We start from the raw sequence: 15,940 nt of genomic DNA on the forward strand, positions 1-15,940 counted from the left end.
TTCGCGACCCAACGGGGATAAATCCCCTCGCCACGGGGTTCTGTGCAAGTAAATTAGATATGTAAACGCGACACACAAATGTCGCGTATCGGATAGATCGCACCCTAACAGTGCGTTTGTCGGGCAAATTCGTTAGGCTAGCAGCCATTTTTGCGTCCGCGGCCCACAAGGTTGCTACGCGCTAAACGGGTCAGTCCTATACGGACCGACAGCATTTCCCTCACCCCTCAGGGAAATCCCTCTCTAAATTCCGATTCAGTAGTGTGGTATTTCCTTAATGAAAGTGTTGAAAGGCCAGGACATCCTGGCACTTGGTTTTATGACGTTTGCCCTGTTTGTCGGGGCTGGCAACATCATCTTCCCGCCTATCGTCGGTCTGCAGTCCGGTCCAAATGTCTGGATGGCGGCGCTGGGCTTTCTGATCACTGCGGTCGGTCTGCCGGTGATCACCGTTGTCGCGCTGGCCAAGGTCGGTGGCGCCATGGACGCCTTGAGTAGCCCGATCGGCAAAGTCGCCGGTGGCCTGCTGGCGGCCGCGTGCTACCTCGCTGTCGGCCCGCTGTTCGCGACACCGCGCACCGCCACCGTATCGTTTGAAGTCGGCTTGGCGCCGCTGACCGGCGAAAGCCCGCTGGCGCTGTTCCTCTACAGCTCGGTGTACTTCCTGCTGGTGTTCTTCATCTCGCTCTATCCGGGCCGGTTGCTGGATACCGTAGGACGTTTCCTCGCACCGCTGAAGATCATCGCCCTGGCCGCGCTCGGCATCGCCGCGTTTGCGTTGCCGGCCGGTGATGTCGGCGTGGCCACCCCGGAATACGTGGCGGCACCGTTCTCCCAAGGCTTCATCAATGGTTACCTGACCATGGATACCCTGGGTGCGCTGGTGTTTGGCATTGTCATTGTCAATGCGATCCGCTCCCGCGGCGTCGAGTCGCCGGTGTTGATTACCCGTTACGCGATCATCGCCGGGCTGATTGCCGGCGTGGGTCTGGCGCTGGTTTACGTCAGCCTGTTCCGTCTCGGTTCGGGCAGCCATGAAGTGGCCGCGGGTGCAGCCAACGGCGCCGCGGTGTTGCACGCTTACGTGCAGCACACCTTCGGCTCGCTGGGCAGCGGTTTTCTGGCGGTGCTGATTTCCTTGGCTTGTCTGGTGACGGCGGTGGGTCTGACTTGCGCCTGCGCCGAATACTTCAGCCGTGTGCTGCCGTTTTCCTACAAGACGTTGGTCATCATCCTGGCGGTGTTCTCTCTGTTTGTGTCCAACCTGGGCCTGACCAAGCTGATTGCGTTCTCGATCCCGGTGCTGACCGCGATCTACCCGCCGTGCATCGCCTTGGTCGCCCTGAGCTTCTGCAAGGACTTCTGGCATGAGCAGGGCCGCATCGTCGGTCCGGTGATGCTGGTGTCGTTCATCTTCGGTTTGATCGACGCCCTCAAGGGCGCGGGTCTGGCGGACTGGATGCCGACTCAGTTGTCCCACCTGCCGCTGAGCGAGCAAGGCCTGGCCTGGCTGGTGCCGTCGGTCATGACCCTGGTCGTCGCGGTGGTTTGCGATCGCCTGCTGGGCAAGCGCGAAGAAGCACTGGCTTAAGCCGCTTCATGGCCCGTCACAAGCGGGCTGTGAACACACATGGAAATGCCCCGTATCAATCGATACGGGGCATTTTTTTTGGAGGTGGTGCAGTGTCTTTTTCCTTGAGCTAACGTCGAAGCACTACATTGCTTTTACCAAACACATCACAAGGACCTGCATGTCGTTCATCCACGCCAACATGATCCACATCCTCGCCGCGCTCTGGTTCGCCATCTGCTGGGGCGGCTACACCCGTTATGCGACGTGGAAGGGCCGTGACACCGCGTGCCTGGCCAGTGTGCTGCACCTGTATCGCGAAGACTGGATGCGCCGCATGCTGTTGCGCGACAACCGCATCGCTGACGCCAGCGTGATCGGTAACCTGGAGCGCAACGCCTCGTTCTTCGCCTCCAGCACACTGATTATCCTGGCCGGCATTCTCACGGTGCTCGGAGCCTCCGAACGGGCAGTGTCGTTGCTGGCGGATATCCCGATGGTGCAACAGGCCTCCCAGGGGATGTCGGAGATCAAGTTGCTGTGCCTGGCGCTGGTCTTTGTCTATGCGTTCTTTACGTTCAGCTGGTGCATGCGCCAGTACAACTTTGCGGCCATTCTGGTGGGCTCGGCACCTATGGTCGGTGAGCGTCACGTTTCCGAACAAGAGCGCAAAGCCTTTGCAGCCCGGGCGGCCCGCGTCATTTCCATGGCCGCCAACCAGTTCAACTTGGGACTGCGCTCCTACTACTTCGGCATGACCATGCTGGCCTGGTTCGTCAGCCCGTGGTTGTTCATGTTGATGAGTGCCGGGGTGGTGCTGGTGTTGTATCGCCGGGAGTTTCATTCCGACGTTCTCGACGTGATGGTCTATACACCTACAGAGGCGCCATTGCCCGAGGCGATTAAAGAGGCTGTTTGATGAGTATTCCGTTCTGGTGTGTGTTTATCAGTGCCTTGCTGATTTTTGTGGCAAAAATTCCCGTGGCCAAGGCGATGAATGACCAGGGCGGTTATGACAACCATCTGCCGCGTCAGCAACAGGCGCAATTGACTGGCTTTGGTGCCCGCGCGTTGGCGGCCCATCAAAACTGTTTTGAGGCGTTCATACTGTTCGCGGTGGGGGTGTTGATGGCTCACACCACGCAGACAGCGGGGTGGCTGATCGACTTGCTGGCAATCATCTTCGTGATTACGCGAATCATTTATTTGCTGTGCTATTGGGTTGATCTGGCCTGGCAGCGGAGCCTGGTATGGGGCGTTGGACTAGTGTGTTCGTTGTTGCTGATGATTAGTCCGACTTTTAAAACTATTTTGCTGTAACGCCTGCTTTGCAAAAAACAGGCAAAAGAAAACCCGCACTTGGCGGGTTTTCTTTATCACGCTAAAAACCGCTTTAGTTTTTAGGTGCTTCTTTTGCTGCAGCTTCGTTCGATTCAGCCTGAGCTTTGGCAGCTTCGGCGTTTTCTTTCGCAGCGTCGTTCACTTTATCCTGAGCTTTGCTCATGTCTTGCTGAGCTTGCTGAGCTTGCTCGGCATGTTGGTTAGCATCTTGAGCTTTGTCCTCGGATTTTTTATCGCAGGCTGCGAGACCGAGGGAAGCGGTCAACATCAAGGCAATAGCTAAAGTCTTACGCATGGGGTGTTTCTCCTTATGGAAAATATCTACTGGCATTAAGAGCACAGCCCATAGCGTTAAGTTCCTCAATTCATACAGATATATAAGATTATTCCGACGGGAACTTTTACTAAAAACGCGTAGTGCGTTGCCTGGACACTAAGAAGAGTTTTATCAAAATGGCCGAAAACCCCGTTTTTGAGCGCGCTACACGATTTCTATCGGCGCTGCGACATTGTCAGGTACTTGGGCTGCGGGTTCACAGCGCCAGCAGCGAAGGCCTGACGGTCATCTTGCCGTACAGTCCTCAAATTGTTGGCAACCCGCAAACCGGCGTGATTCATGGCGGGGCGCTGACCTCGTTGATGGACACGGCTTGCGGCATGTCCACCCTTTGCGTGCTGCCCGAGTTCGAAGTTTGTCCGACCCTCGACCTGCGCATCGACTACATGCACGCCGCCGAGCCGCATAAAGATGTCTACGGTTTTGCCCAGTGCTACCGGGTGACCACGGATGTGATCTTTGCTCGCGGTTTCGCCTATCAGGACGATCCCGAGCAGCCCATCGCTCATGTAGTAGGCACCTTCATGCGCATGGGCAAAGCCATCAAGGGCACCAAAGGCTTTGGCGGCGTCATCGCCGGAGGTGCGAAATGACCGATTCCTTCAAGGAACAACTTCAGCAGGCACATGAGCAGGGCGACTACGCCTCGCTGCTGCACCTGATCCCTTACGCCAAACTGATTGGCGTCGAATGTTCGCGGGTGGGGGATGATCTGCTGTTTCGCTTGCCGGCCAACAAGGACAACATTGGTAACCCTTTATTGCCGGCGATTCATGGTGGCGTGATTGCCGGGTTCATGGAGCTGTCCGCAGCGCTGCACCTGCTGATTTTCACCGGTTCGCCGGGTGTGCCGAAGATCATCGATTTCTCCCTCGACTATCTGCGCACCGGCCAGTTTCGCGACACCTGGGCCAGATGCCAGGTTTGCCGGCAGGGTCGCCGGGTCGCCAACGTTGCGATTACGGCCTGGCAAAGCACTGAAGCCGAACCGATTGCCACGGCCCGTGCCCATTTCAAAATTGAAGAGCCCTTGAAATCCTGAACTCAGCCCCCAACTTTGATGACAACCCGCCGCCGACCCTTCAGGTCGCGGCCACTGCCATCTGATTGGAGTTTGATGACCATGAGTGTGGAAACTCAAAAGGAAACCCTGGGCTTCCAGACCGAGGTGAAGCAGCTGCTGCACCTCATGATCCATTCGCTGTATTCCAACAAGGAAATTTTCCTTCGCGAATTGATCTCGAATGCCTCTGACGCTGTCGACAAATTACGTTTCGAAGCCCTGTCCAAGCCTGAATTGCTGGAAGGTGGCGCCGAACTGAAAATCCGTGTGAGCTTCGACAAGGACGCTAAAACCGTCACCCTCGAAGACAACGGTATCGGCATGAGCCGTGAAGATGCGATCACCCACCTGGGTACCATCGCCAAATCCGGTACTGCCGACTTCATGAAACATCTCTCCGGCGATCAGAAAAAAGACTCGCACCTGATTGGTCAATTCGGTGTGGGTTTCTACTCTGCATTCATCGTCGCCGATAAAGTCGACGTGTTCAGCCGTCGTGCCGGTGCTGCTGCCAGCGAAGGCGTGCACTGGTCGTCCAAGGGCGAAGGCGATTTTGAAGTTGCCACCGTTGATAAAACCGAGCGCGGCACTCGCATCGTCCTGCACCTGAAGTCCGGTGAAGACGAGTTCGCCGATGGCTGGCGTCTGCGCAACATCATCAAGAAGTACTCCGACCACATCGCTCTGCCGATCGAGTTGCCGAAAGAAGTGGCCGCCGTTGAAGGTGAAGAGCAACCGGCCGTTGAATGGGAAACCGTCAACCGCGCCAGCGCCTTGTGGACTCGCCCTCGTACTGAAGTGAAAGACGAGGAATACCAGGAGTTCTACAAGCACGTCGCTCACGATTTCGAGAACCCGCTGAGCTGGAGCCACAACAAGGTCGAAGGCAAGCTCGAATACAGCTCGCTGCTCTACGTGCCGGCCCGTGCTCCATTCGATCTGTACCAGCGTGAAGCGCCGAAAGGCCTGAAGCTGTACGTGCAGCGCGTGTTCGTGATGGATCAGGCCGAGTCGTTCCTGCCGCTGTACCTGCGCTTCATCAAAGGCGTGGTCGATTCCAACGACCTGTCGCTGAACGTGTCGCGGGAAATCCTGCAGAAAGACCCGATCATTGATTCCATGAAGTCGGCGCTGACCAAGCGCGTTCTCGACATGCTGGAAAAGCTGGCGAAGAACGAGCCTGAGCAATACAAGAGCTTTTGGAAAAACTTTGGCCAGGTCATGAAAGAAGGCCCGGCAGAAGACTTCGCCAACAAAGAGAAAATCGCTGGCCTGCTGCGCTTCGCATCGACCAACGGTGATGAAGGCGAGCAAGTGGTGGGTCTGGCCGAATACCTGGCTCGCGCCAAGGAAGGTCAGGACAAGATCTACTACCTGACCGGCGAAACCTACGCGCAAGTCAAAAACAGCCCGCACCTGGAAGTCTTCCGCAAGAAAGGCATCGAAGTGCTGCTGCTGACCGACCGCATCGACGAGTGGCTGATGAGCTACCTCAGCGACTTCGACGGCAAGAGCTTTGTCGACGTGGCGCGCGGTGACCTGGACCTGGGCAACCTGGATTCGGAAGAAGACAAGAAAGCTGCGGAAGAAGTCGCCAAGTCCAAAGAAGGTCTGGTTGAGCGTCTGAAAACTGCACTGGGCGATTCCGTCGCTGAAGTGCGGGTTTCCCATCGTCTGACCGACTCCCCGGCGATTCTGGCCATCGGCGAGCAGGACCTGGGCATGCAGATGCGTCAGATCCTCGAAGCCAGCGGTCAGAAGGTTCCGGAATCGAAGCCGATCTTCGAATTCAACCCGGCTCACCCGCTGATCGAGAAGCTCGACAACGAGCAGAGCGACGAGCGCTTCGGCGACCTGTCGCACATCCTCTTCGATCAGGCGGCCCTGGCCGCCGGCGACAGCTTGAAAGACCCGGCCGCCTACGTGCGCCGTCTCAACAAGCTGCTGGTTGAACTGTCGGTTTAACTGCGTTGTACAAAAACCCGCTTCGGCGGGTTTTTTTATTCTGGTGTCTTTTACTGGGAGTTAGTCATGAGCCAAATCACTGTTCGTTCCGTCGCTTATCAGATTGATGGCCAGTCGTATGAAAGCCGTCTGGCGTTCGATGCCGACCACAAGGGCCCACGTCCCGGTCTGTTGATGGCGCCGAACTGGATGGGCGTCAGCGCCAGTGCCGAGGAGATCGCCAAGTCCGTGGCGTCCAAGGGTTATGTGGTGCTGATCGCGGATCTCTACGGTCAGTCGGTCCGTCCGCAGAACGGCGACGAGGCGGGGGCAGCCATGATGCCGCTCAAGCATGATCGGCCGTTGTTGCGCAAACGCATGCAAGCAGCGTTCGATCAGCTGCAAATCCAGGACGAAGCGGCGGTTGATAGCTCGAAACTGGCGACCTTTGGTTTCTGCTTCGGCGGCTGCTGCGCGCTGGACCTGGCGCGTATCGGCGCGCCAGTGAAGGCTGCGGTGTCGTTCCACGGAACGCTGGATTCGCCGAACCCGGCGGACGCCAAAAACATCAAAGGCTCGGTGTTGGTGCTGCACGGCGCATCCGACCCATTGGTGCCGAAAGAGCAACTGCCGGCGTTTGAAGCTGAAATGAATGCGGCGGGTGTGGATTGGCAGCTGCTGAGCTACGGCGGCGCGGTGCATTCCTTCACCGATCCGCACGCCAATGTGCCGGGCATGATGATGTATGACGCGAAGACGGCGGGGCGTGCGTTTGCGTCGATGCACAACTTGCTGGATGAAGTGTTTAAAGGCTAAAAGCAAAAAGCCCTCACCCTAACCCTCTCCCGGAGGGAGAGGGGACTGATCGAGGTGCTTTTTAGATATTCTGCGACCGGGGAAATAGAGTCGAACTCAGGAACTAAAAGCCATGGAGATCGGCTCCCTTTCCCCTCTCCCCCATGGGGAGAGGGCTGGGGTGAGGGGTCGATTTTCAGCCTGACGCTACCTACCGCGGCAACTCAATCCTCTCACTTTCCCCAGGCACCGTCGGCCAATCCCCGGCCGCCCAGCGTCGCCGCGCTTCATCGATCAACGCCGGATCGCTCGCCACGAAGTTCCAGTTTATCCGCCGCGGCCCATCCAGCGGCGCCCCGCCAAACAGCACGGCATGACAGTCGCTTTCAGCGAACAGCGTCATCTCTTCCCCGACCGGCAACACCACCAGCGAATGCGGTTCTATCAACTCGCCATCCAGTTGCACCTCGCCGTCCAGCACATACAACGCCCGCTCTTCATGCTCGGTTGGAATCAGCAAGGTGGTCGCCGTTTGCAGGTTCAATTCGGCATACAGCGTCGGAGAAAGCACCGGGACCGGTGATTCCAGACAAAAGCCTGACCCGGCAATCATCCGGATCTTCACTCCCAGGTTATCGCTGACCGGCAGCGTGGCCGCCGGATGGTGGCTGTAGTGTCCGGGACCGTGCTCTTTATCTTTGGGTGAGGCCAGCCAAATCTGCAAGCCGTGCATCGTGAAGCCGCTGTCCTTCAACGCCTCAGGCGTGCGCTCGACGTGGGCAATCGCGCTGCCCGCCGTCATCCAGCTGACATCACCGGCGTTCACCACTTGGTCGGAGCCAAGGCTGTCCTTGTGCTGGATTTTTCCTTCGAACAAGTACGTGAGGGTCGACAGACCAATGTGCGGATGCTGACGGATGTTCATGCCTTTTCCCGCTTCATAGCGGGTTTCGAGCATGTGGTCGAAAAACACGAAGGGCCCGACGCTGCGGCATTTGGCTGACGGCAGCGGGCGAAGAATGGGCTGGCCTTCGACATCTTCGGCGCGGGGACGGATCACGAGCGGAGTGTTCATGCTGCATTCCAGGCTGAGCGGGTAATGCGTGGAGCATAACCCGCTTGCGCAGCCCTTGCCGCTATTGGCTGAAGGCACCTTCAGACAGGTGTGTTTCGATGCTGACATCGGTGGTGGTCATCAACTTGTGGACCGGGCAACGGTCGGCCACGCGGTGCAGCTCATCGCGCTGGGCGTCTGTGAGCACACCTTTGAGGGTCAGTTTGACGTGCAGGGCATATTTACCTTTCTGCTCTTCGCTGTTGTCACGTTTGACCTCGACCGTGACACCGGTCAGCGGGATGTCTTTCTTCTTCGCGTACATCTTCAGGGTCAGGGCCTTGCAGGCACCCAGGGCCGCGTCGAAGTAATCGTGTGGCTCGGGCGCCGAGCCTTCGCCGCCGGCGAGTGTCGGTACGTCGGCAAAGAGTTGATGGTCATCGATCTGTACGCTGTGACGAAAACCTTCGGTGGAGACGGTGTTGACGGTGACAGTCATGGGAAACCTCGTAGGCAACAGGAAAAGTCATTCGATCAAAAAAGACCTTGAAGGTATAGAGCACTCCTCCAGTGACGCGTTCCACTTTCTTGCGCGCCCATTCCCGAGCGCTGAATCGTTACTGCCTGACGATCGAAGTAGCAAGGCGTTTTGATATCACTTTTTCGTCTTACGCAAAATCTCTCAGGGCCGATACCTTCTAAGGCAACCCGCTGCAGGGTTGATGCAGCGCTTTTGGAAGGAACCAGAGCAATGAGTATCAGAAGTCTCAATATTGCGCCGCGCGCGGGCCTGGGTTTTGGCCTGCTGGCGTTGATGGTGTTTGGATTGGGGGCGTTCGCCCTGCTGCAAATGTCGAACATGCGAGCGCAGTCCGATCAGGTCGATGACAACTGGCTGCCCAGCGTGATGGCGGTCGGGGAGATGAATCAGGACATGCTGCGGCTGCGGGCATTGACTATGCGCCTGTTGCTCAACCGGGACCCGCAGGTGCTGGCGCAAAACCTCAGCAAACTCAACGAGCTCAAAGGTCTCCTGGATGAGCCTCAACAGCGCTATGAGGTGCTGATCGTGTTGCCCGAAGAGCGTGTGCTGTTCGACCGCTTCAAAACCTCGGAGCAACACTACCTGCAGTTCCAGACTCAGGTGATGACGCTGTCTGCTCAGGGACGGGTGGAAGAGGCGGCTGCCATCCTCAATGGCGAGATGAGTCCGTTGGCCGATGAAATCGCCGTCACCCTCAAGGCATTGGTCGAACTGAACAAGCACAACGCTAACCTGGCGACAGAGGCGGGGCGTCGGGTGTTCAGCCAATCGCGGGTCTGGGTCGGGGTGATGATTGGTCTGACAGCGCTGATGACCATCGGCCTGGCGCTGCTGCTGACCCGCAGCATCGTCGTGCCACTTTCCCAATCGTTGAAGGTGGCTGAAGGCGTGGCTGGCGGCGATCTCACCGGCGATATCAACATCAGCGGCAAGGACGAGCCGGCGCGGCTGTTGCACGCCCTCAAGAGCATGCAGGGGAATTTGCGCGAAACCCTGCGGCGTATTTCCGACTCGTCGAGCCAATTGGCCTCGGCCTCGGAAGAACTCAGTTGCGTGACCGAAGAGGCCACCCGAGGCCTGCATCAGCAGAGCCTGGAAATCGACCAAGCCGCCACGGCGGTGAATCAGATGACTGCGGCGGTGGAAGAGGTGGCGAGTAATGCGGTGGCCACATCCGAAGCGTCTCGGGAATCCGACCGGATCGCCCAGCACGGTCGCGCGCAGGTGCATCAGACCGTGTTGTCCATCGAATCCCTGGCCGACGATGTCACGGCCAATGCGACCCAGGTCGAGGACCTGGCGCAGAAAGTTTATGGCATCAGCAAAGTCCTGGATGTGATTCGCTCGATTGCCGAGCAGACGAACTTGCTGGCCCTGAACGCGGCCATCGAAGCGGCGCGGGCCGGGAGTGCCGGGCGCGGTTTTGCGGTGGTGGCCGATGAAGTGCGGGCGCTGGCGCACCGGACTCAGCAATCAACCCAGGAAATCGAACAGATGATCTCCGGCATCCAGCATGGCACCGATGCGGCGGTCAGCTCGATGCAGCAGAGCAACACGCGCGCGCGTTCGACCCTGGAAGTGGCGAAAGCCGCCGGCACGGCGCTGGAAGAAATCGCCACGGCGTTTACTCTGATCAATGAGCGCAACCTGGTGATCGCCAGCGCCTCAGAGGAACAAGCGGCTGTCGCGCGCGAGGTGGATCGCAACCTGATGAACATTCGCGATCTGGCGTTGCAGACGTCTGCCGGGGCGAATCAAACCAGTGCCGCGAGCCAGGAGCTGTCTCGGTTGGCGGTCGATCTGAATACGATGGTGGCGCGGTTTTCGGTCTGAGCGTCGACCGGTTTTGTCGTTCCGGCGACGCTACCGGCTGGCTGTGCAAGGTTGCGGGTGGCGCCATCCCGGCCTATGGTCCAAGCGATACTTTGCCGCGACTGGCGCGCGATGACTCGCCGTCGGTTGCTGTCCATCCAGTGCTGATTTCTGTAGCGAGGTGACGACATGCCCACCGACTCCCGACCCGCCGTACTCGAACTGATCGGCAATACGCCGCTGGTGCGCGTCAGCCGTTTCGATACCGGCCCGTGCACGCTGTTCCTCAAGCTTGAATCGCAAAACCCCGGTGGTTCGATCAAGGATCGCATCGGCCTGGCGATGATCGACGCCGCCGAGCGCGATGGCAGCCTGCGCCCCGGCGGCACCATCGTCGAAGCCACCGCCGGCAACACCGGCCTTGGCCTGGCTCTGGTCGGCCGAGCCAAGGGCTACCGAGTGGTGTTGGTGGTGCCGGACAAGATGTCCACCGAGAAGGTCTTGCACCTCAAGGCGATGGGCGCCGAGGTGCATATCACCCGCTCCGACGTCGGCAAGGGCCATCCCGATTACTACCAGGACGTTGCGGCGCGACTGGCGCTGGAAATCCCCGACGCTTTCTTCGCCGATCAATTCAACAACCCGGCCAACCCGCTGGCCCACGAATGCAGCACTGCGCCGGAGATCTGGGCGCAGACTCAGCATGACCTGGACGCCATCGTCGTTGGCGTCGGCTCGGCCGGTACGCTGACCGGGCTGACCCGTTTCTTTCGCCGCGTGCAACCGGACCTGGTCATGGTGCTGGCCGACCCGGTCGGCTCGGTGATGGCCGAATACAGCCGCAGCGGCACCATGAGCACGCCCGGCTCCTGGGCGGTGGAGGGCATCGGCGAGGACTTCATTCCGTCGATTGCCGACTTATCGAGCGTGCGCCACGCCTACTCGATCAGCGACGAGGAAAGCTTCGATCATGCCCGCCAACTGCTGCGGGCCGAAGGCATACTCGGCGGCTCTTCGACCGGCACACTGCTGGCAGCGGCGCTGCGTTACTGCCGCGAGCAGACCGAGCCGAAGCGGGTCGTCAGCTTCGTCTGCGACACCGGGACACGCTACCTGTCGAAGGTCTACAACGACCAGTGGATGAACGATCAGGGCCTGCTGCAATACAAACATTACGGCGATCTGCGCGACCTGATCTCACGGCGCTTCGAGGATGGCCGGGTGATCAGCGTGGGCCCGGATGACACGCTGCTCACCGCGTTCCAGCGCATGCGCCTGGCGGATGTCTCGCAACTGCCGGTGCTGGAGGGCGGACAGCGGCTGGTCGGCGTGATCGACGAATCCGACATTCTGCTGGGCATGCAAGAAGATGCTTCGCACTTTCGCGCAAGTGTGGCCAGCGCGATGACCGATAAGCTGCAAACCCTGCCTCCAAGCGCCAGTCTGGCTGAACTACGCGCGGAACTCGACCGTGGGCTGGTGGCGATCATCGCCGACGCTTCGGGCTTCTACGGCTTGATTACACGAGTCGACATGCTCATTCACCTACGGAGATCCCTTACATGAGTCAACACGATGAAAACGCTGTGCCACGTGCCTTCGCCACCCGTGTGATCCATGCCGGGCAAGCACCCGACCCTTCCACCGGCGCGCTGATGCCGCCGATTTACGCCAACTCCACCTATTTGCAGCAGAGCCCCGGTGTACACAAGGGCTTCGACTACGGGCGCTCGCACAACCCGACGCGCTTTGCGCTGGAGCGTTGCGTTGCGGACCTCGAAGGCGGCACCCAGGCCTTCGCGTTCGCCTCCGGGCTGGCGACGATTTCCACCGTGCTCGAATTGCTCGATGCTGATTCGCACATCGTCTCCGGCAACGACCTGTACGGCGGTACTTTTCGCCTGTTCGACAAAGTGCGCCGGCGCAGCGCCGGGCATCGCTTCAGCTTCGTCGACCTGACTGATGTGTCGGCCTTCGAAGCGGCGCTGCAGGACGACACGCGGATGGTCATGGTCGAGACGCCGAGCAACCCTTTGCTGCGCCTCACCGACCTCGTGGCCATCGCGCGCATCTGCCGCCAGCGCGGCATCATTTGTGTCGCCGACAACACCTTTGCCAGTCCCTGGATACAACGCCCGCTGGAGCAGGGCTTCGACATCGTGCTGCACTCGACCACCAAGTACCTGAACGGCCACTCCGACGTGATCGGCGGCATCGCGGTGGTCGGACAAAACGCAGAACTGGCGGAGCGTCTGGGTTTCCTGCAGAACGCGGTGGGCGCGATCGCCGGGCCGTTCGACGCTTTCCTCACTCTGCGCGGCGTTAAGACCCTGGCGCTGCGCATGGAACGCCACTGCAACAACGCGCTGGACCTGGCGCAATGGCTGGAGCGTCAGCCGCAGGTGGCGCGCGTCTATTATCCGGGCCTGCCGTCGCACCCGCAGCACAACCTGGCGCAGCGGCAGATGCGCGGTTTCGGCGGAATGATTTCCCTCGACCTGAACAGCGACCTGGCCGGTGCCACGCGCTTCCTCGAGAGTGTGCGGATCTTTGCCTTGGCCGAGAGCCTGGGCGGGGTGGAAAGCCTGATCGAGCACCCGGCGATCATGACCCACGCCACCATCCCCGCAGACACCCGTGCGCAACTCGGCATCGGCGATGCGTTGGTGCGTTTGTCCGTGGGGGTCGAGGATGTCGAAGACTTGCGCGCCGACCTGGCACAGGCGCTGGCGCGGATCTGAATTTCAGCAGGCAAAAAAAATCCGGAACCCTTATCGGATTCCGGATTTTTGTGTCAGGCCGGATCAGCTGCCTTTGACAGCCTTGCCGTTGACCGTACCGTCGAGGAGCATGATGTTGTACTCCTTGCCGTCGGTTTCAACCTGTTGCAGACGCACCAGCAGGTAATCCCAGTCCTTGGCGAACCACAGGACGGTGATGCGCTTGCTTTGCGTCGGGTCGCGCACGCGCTCGACCTTGATTGCTTCGATCTGGCCAGCCTTGGTGTCGACCTTTTCCGAACCCAGCACGCGGAAATCATAGGTATCGACTTCACCATCGTCGACGACCTGATAGCTCATGCTTTTCTTGCCAGCGGCCACGTCGTGCTGCAGGGCCAGCTGATAAGTGGATTTGTCGACCATGCCGCGGTTGAGCGGGATCTTGACCGGGTCACCGCGATCAGTGCCGGTGACCATTTTGTTGGTCCAGTCGAAATCCAGGTCAGCCTTCTTGGCTTTACCCAGGCCGCCACGTTCGAAGTGGTAGGACTGTGGCAGCAAGGTGTCCTTGTCCAAAGTCAGGGTGCTTTCTTCGGTCAGGCTGGCGATCATCATCGAGGCCTTGAAGCTGAGCTTCCAGGCGCCATTGGCTTGCTTGGTCAGGCTGCGTTCAGCGGTGCCGCTCATGGGCAACTGCTTCCAGTCAGCGGTGTAGCTGGCGGAGAAAGGTTGAAGTTCTGCAGCCTGCGCAAAAGGCAGTGCGAGCAGAGCGCAAGCGAAGAGCAGGGCGCGACGCATAAAATCTCCTAGGTTCGAATCAAGTGGCCGCTGGCCGCGAGTAACTTTCCATCCAGTAAAGCACCTTGCTCGCCGAGTGATAAACGACCTTCGGCAAACCAGCGTACAGCCAACGGGTAGATCAGGTGTTCCTGGGTATGAACTCGCTGCGCCAGACTCTGCGGCGAATCGTGCAACTCTACCGGTATTACTGCCTGTACGACCAGTGGTCCGCCATCGAGTTCCTCGGTGACGAAGTGCACGGAGCAGCCGTGTTCGGTATCGCCGGCTTCCAGCGCGCGCTGATGGGTGTGTAACCCTTTGTATTTGGGTAGCAGCGAGGGATGGATGTTGAGCAGGCGACCCGCGTAGTGGCGCACGAAGTCAGCGCTGAGAATGCGCATGAAGCCGGCCAGTACCACGAGTTTGGGGTTGAACGCGTCGATCAATTCGATCAGCGCGGCATCGAAGGCCTCGCGGCCTTCGAAAGCCTTGTGATCCAGGGTGCGGGTGTCGATACCCGCGTCCCTGGCGCGTTGCAGGCCGTAGGCGTCGGCGCGGTTGGAAATCACCGCAGCGATGCGGGCCGGGCTGTCGCCGGTCCGCGTGCTGTCGATCAAGGCCTGCAAGTTACTGCCGGTGCCGGACAACAGCACCACCACATCACAGGTCTGGGACATCAATGAGCCTTGAGGTTCTTCAGTTCAACCTGAGCCGCGCCTTCGGCAGCGGTGGAGATCTGACCGATGACCCAAGGCTGCTCGCCGGCTTCGCGCAGCACATTCAGCGCGGTTTCAACGTGCTCTTGAGCGACGCAGATGACCATGCCCACGCCGCAGTTCAGCACGCGGTGCATTTCGTTTTCGTCAACGTTGCCTTTCTCTTGCAGCCAGTCGAACACGGCAGGACGGGTCCAGCTCGCGACGTCAACCACGGCTTGTGCGCCTTTTGGCAGAACGCGCGGGATGTTGTCCAGCAGGCCACCACCGGTGATGTGGGCCATGGCTTTCACAGCGCCGGTTTCCTTGATCAGCTTGAGCAGCGGCTTCACGTAGATACGGGTCGGGGCCATCAGCAGGTCGGTCAGGGGTTTGCCGTCGAGCTGGATGTTTTCGATATCGGCACCGGACACTTCGATGATCTTGCGGATCAGCGAGTAGCCGTTGGAGTGCGGGCCGGAAGACGGCAGGGCGAGCAGGGCATCGCCGGCAGCGACTTTGGAACCGTCGATGATTTCGGATTTTTCCACGACGCCGACGCAGAAACCGGCCAGGTCGTAGTCTTCGCCTTCGTACATGCCTGGCATTTCAGCGGTTTCGCCGCCAACCAGGGAGCAGCCGGACAATTCACAGCCAGCGCCAATGCCGGTCACGACCTGGGTCGCGGTTTCGACATTGAGTTTGCCGGTGGCATAGTAGTCGAGGAAGAACAGCGGCTCGGCGCCGCAGACCACCAGGTCGTTCACGCACATGGCAACCAGGTCGATGCCGATGCTGTCGTGCTTGTTCAGGTTCAGTGCCAGGCGCAGCTTGGTGCCGACGCCGTCAGTACCGGAAACCAGCACTGGCTGTTTGTAGCCGGCCGGGATTTCGCAGAGGGCGCCAAAACCGCCCAGGCCGCCCATGACTTCCGGGCGCGCAGTGCGCTTGGCGACGCTCTTGATGCGTTCGACCAATGCTTCACCGGCGTCGATGTCTACACCGGCGTCCTTGTAGCTCAGGGAGGGTTGCTTGCTCATGATCCAGGCCTTTAGGGGGGATTCAGGGGTAACGACCGAGTCCAGTGGGACCGCCGAAACTGACGAAGGCGATTGCCATCCGCGAATTTCAGGGTGCCCGGCTGTTGCCGGTCTGCGAAGGCGCGCGATTTTATCAGGCTTGAGGGGCAGCGGCCATCCTCAGGCCGACGGCAGGGGCATATCAGTTTAAAAAAACCTTCATTGCCCGTGTTGGTCGCCTCCTTCATGGCTGTATAAGGTATCGC

At 59.5% G+C, this 15,940-nt stretch carries 15 protein-coding genes and 2 pseudogenes; 11 read left to right on the forward strand and 6 right to left on the reverse strand.

Going from position 1 to position 15,940, the window contains the following annotated elements:
* Positions 1-277: 277 nt before the first annotated feature.
* From brnQ to ACMXYJ_RS10240, 3 genes are all read left to right on the forward strand, one after another.
* On the forward strand, positions 278-1,591 hold the full coding sequence (gene brnQ / locus ACMXYJ_RS10230) for a branched-chain amino acid transport system II carrier protein (RefSeq protein WP_415759703.1): 1,314 nt from the start codon (positions 278-280) through the stop codon (positions 1,589-1,591).
* A gap of 160 nt (positions 1,592-1,751) precedes the next feature.
* Positions 1,752-2,489 carry a DUF599 domain-containing protein gene (locus ACMXYJ_RS10235; protein ID WP_415759704.1) on the forward strand — a complete coding sequence of 246 codons (738 nt, stop codon included), beginning with the start codon at positions 1,752-1,754 and terminating at the stop codon, positions 2,487-2,489.
* Positions 2,489-2,890: an MAPEG family protein gene (locus ACMXYJ_RS10240; protein ID WP_415759705.1), complete on the forward strand. Its 402-nt coding sequence runs from the start codon at positions 2,489-2,491 to the stop codon at positions 2,888-2,890. Before ACMXYJ_RS10235 ends, ACMXYJ_RS10240 begins: the two co-directional genes overlap by 1 nt.
* Before the next feature lie 73 nt (positions 2,891-2,963).
* On the opposite strand, the gene ACMXYJ_RS10245 is transcribed toward ACMXYJ_RS10240, so the two are convergent.
* Complete coding sequence (locus ACMXYJ_RS10245) at positions 2,964-3,206, reverse strand: hypothetical protein (RefSeq protein WP_415759706.1); 243 nt, start codon at positions 3,204-3,206, stop codon at positions 2,964-2,966.
* A gap of 158 nt (positions 3,207-3,364) precedes the next feature.
* Between ACMXYJ_RS10245 and ACMXYJ_RS10250 the strand changes: the two genes are divergently transcribed.
* From ACMXYJ_RS10250 to ACMXYJ_RS10265, 4 genes are all read left to right on the forward strand, one after another.
* Complete coding sequence (locus tag ACMXYJ_RS10250) at positions 3,365-3,841, forward strand: PaaI family thioesterase (protein WP_033055901.1); 477 nt, start codon at positions 3,365-3,367, stop codon at positions 3,839-3,841.
* Positions 3,838-4,290, forward strand: a complete 453-nt coding sequence (locus ACMXYJ_RS10255; protein WP_415759707.1) for a PaaI family thioesterase — start codon at positions 3,838-3,840, stop codon at positions 4,288-4,290. Before ACMXYJ_RS10250 ends, ACMXYJ_RS10255 begins: the two co-directional genes overlap by 4 nt.
* Positions 4,291-4,371: 81 nt before the next feature.
* On the forward strand, positions 4,372-6,276 hold the full coding sequence (gene htpG / locus ACMXYJ_RS10260) for a molecular chaperone HtpG (protein ID WP_415759708.1): 1,905 nt from the start codon (positions 4,372-4,374) through the stop codon (positions 6,274-6,276).
* Positions 6,277-6,342: 66 nt separating this feature from the next.
* Positions 6,343-7,071 (forward strand): dienelactone hydrolase family protein, encoded by a 729-nt coding sequence (locus ACMXYJ_RS10265; protein WP_415759709.1) that lies wholly within the window; start codon positions 6,343-6,345, stop codon positions 7,069-7,071.
* 190 nt (positions 7,072-7,261) lie between these two features.
* On the opposite strand, the gene ACMXYJ_RS10270 is transcribed toward ACMXYJ_RS10265, so the two are convergent.
* Positions 7,262-8,125, reverse strand: a complete 864-nt coding sequence (locus tag ACMXYJ_RS10270) for a pirin family protein (protein WP_415759711.1) — start codon at positions 8,123-8,125, stop codon at positions 7,262-7,264.
* Positions 8,126-8,186: 61 nt separating this feature from the next.
* Positions 8,187-8,603 carry an OsmC family protein gene (locus ACMXYJ_RS10275; protein ID WP_223430794.1) on the reverse strand — a complete coding sequence of 139 codons (417 nt, stop codon included), beginning with the start codon at positions 8,601-8,603 and terminating at the stop codon, positions 8,187-8,189.
* A 315-nt stretch (positions 8,604-8,918) separates the two neighbouring features.
* Between ACMXYJ_RS10275 and ACMXYJ_RS10280 the strand changes: the two are divergent.
* The 4 genes and pseudogenes from ACMXYJ_RS10280 to ACMXYJ_RS10295 all read left to right on the forward strand — a co-directional run.
* Positions 8,919-9,578: pseudogene (locus ACMXYJ_RS10280) on the forward strand (MCP four helix bundle domain-containing protein); the annotation flags it as partial.
* Positions 9,579-9,881: 303 nt separating this feature from the next.
* Positions 9,882-10,481 (forward strand): annotated as a pseudogene (locus ACMXYJ_RS10285) (methyl-accepting chemotaxis protein); the annotation flags it as partial.
* 168 nt (positions 10,482-10,649) lie between these two features.
* Positions 10,650-12,026 carry a pyridoxal-phosphate dependent enzyme gene (locus tag ACMXYJ_RS10290; protein WP_415759712.1) on the forward strand — a complete coding sequence of 459 codons (1,377 nt, stop codon included), beginning with the start codon at positions 10,650-10,652 and terminating at the stop codon, positions 12,024-12,026.
* The gene (locus ACMXYJ_RS10295; RefSeq protein WP_415759714.1) at positions 12,023-13,201 is read left to right on the forward strand and encodes a trans-sulfuration enzyme family protein; all 1,179 of its coding nucleotides are present in this window, start codon (positions 12,023-12,025) and stop codon (positions 13,199-13,201) included. The genes ACMXYJ_RS10290 and ACMXYJ_RS10295 overlap by 4 nt, the downstream gene beginning before the upstream one ends.
* Before the next feature lie 63 nt (positions 13,202-13,264).
* Here the strand turns inward: ACMXYJ_RS10295 and ACMXYJ_RS10300 are convergent, their stop codons facing one another.
* The 3 genes from ACMXYJ_RS10300 to purM are packed head-to-tail and all read right to left on the reverse strand — an operon-like array spanning position 13,265 to position 15,695.
* Entirely contained in the window at positions 13,265-13,978 is a 714-nt protein-coding gene (locus ACMXYJ_RS10300; protein ID WP_102614662.1) for a DUF3108 domain-containing protein, read from the reverse strand.
* Positions 13,979-13,986: 8 nt separating this feature from the next.
* Complete coding sequence (purN, locus tag ACMXYJ_RS10305; protein WP_074880550.1) at positions 13,987-14,637, reverse strand: phosphoribosylglycinamide formyltransferase; 651 nt, start codon at positions 14,635-14,637, stop codon at positions 13,987-13,989.
* The gene (gene purM, locus ACMXYJ_RS10310; RefSeq protein WP_008148639.1) at positions 14,637-15,695 is read right to left on the reverse strand and encodes a phosphoribosylformylglycinamidine cyclo-ligase; all 1,059 of its coding nucleotides are present in this window, start codon (positions 15,693-15,695) and stop codon (positions 14,637-14,639) included. The genes purN and purM overlap by 1 nt, the downstream gene beginning before the upstream one ends.
* Positions 15,696-15,940: the final 245 nt, after the last annotated feature.

The organism is Pseudomonas arabinosi, assembly GCF_047758675.1.
GTDB classification, from domain to species: domain Bacteria; phylum Pseudomonadota; class Gammaproteobacteria; order Pseudomonadales; family Pseudomonadaceae; genus Aquipseudomonas; species Aquipseudomonas arabinosi.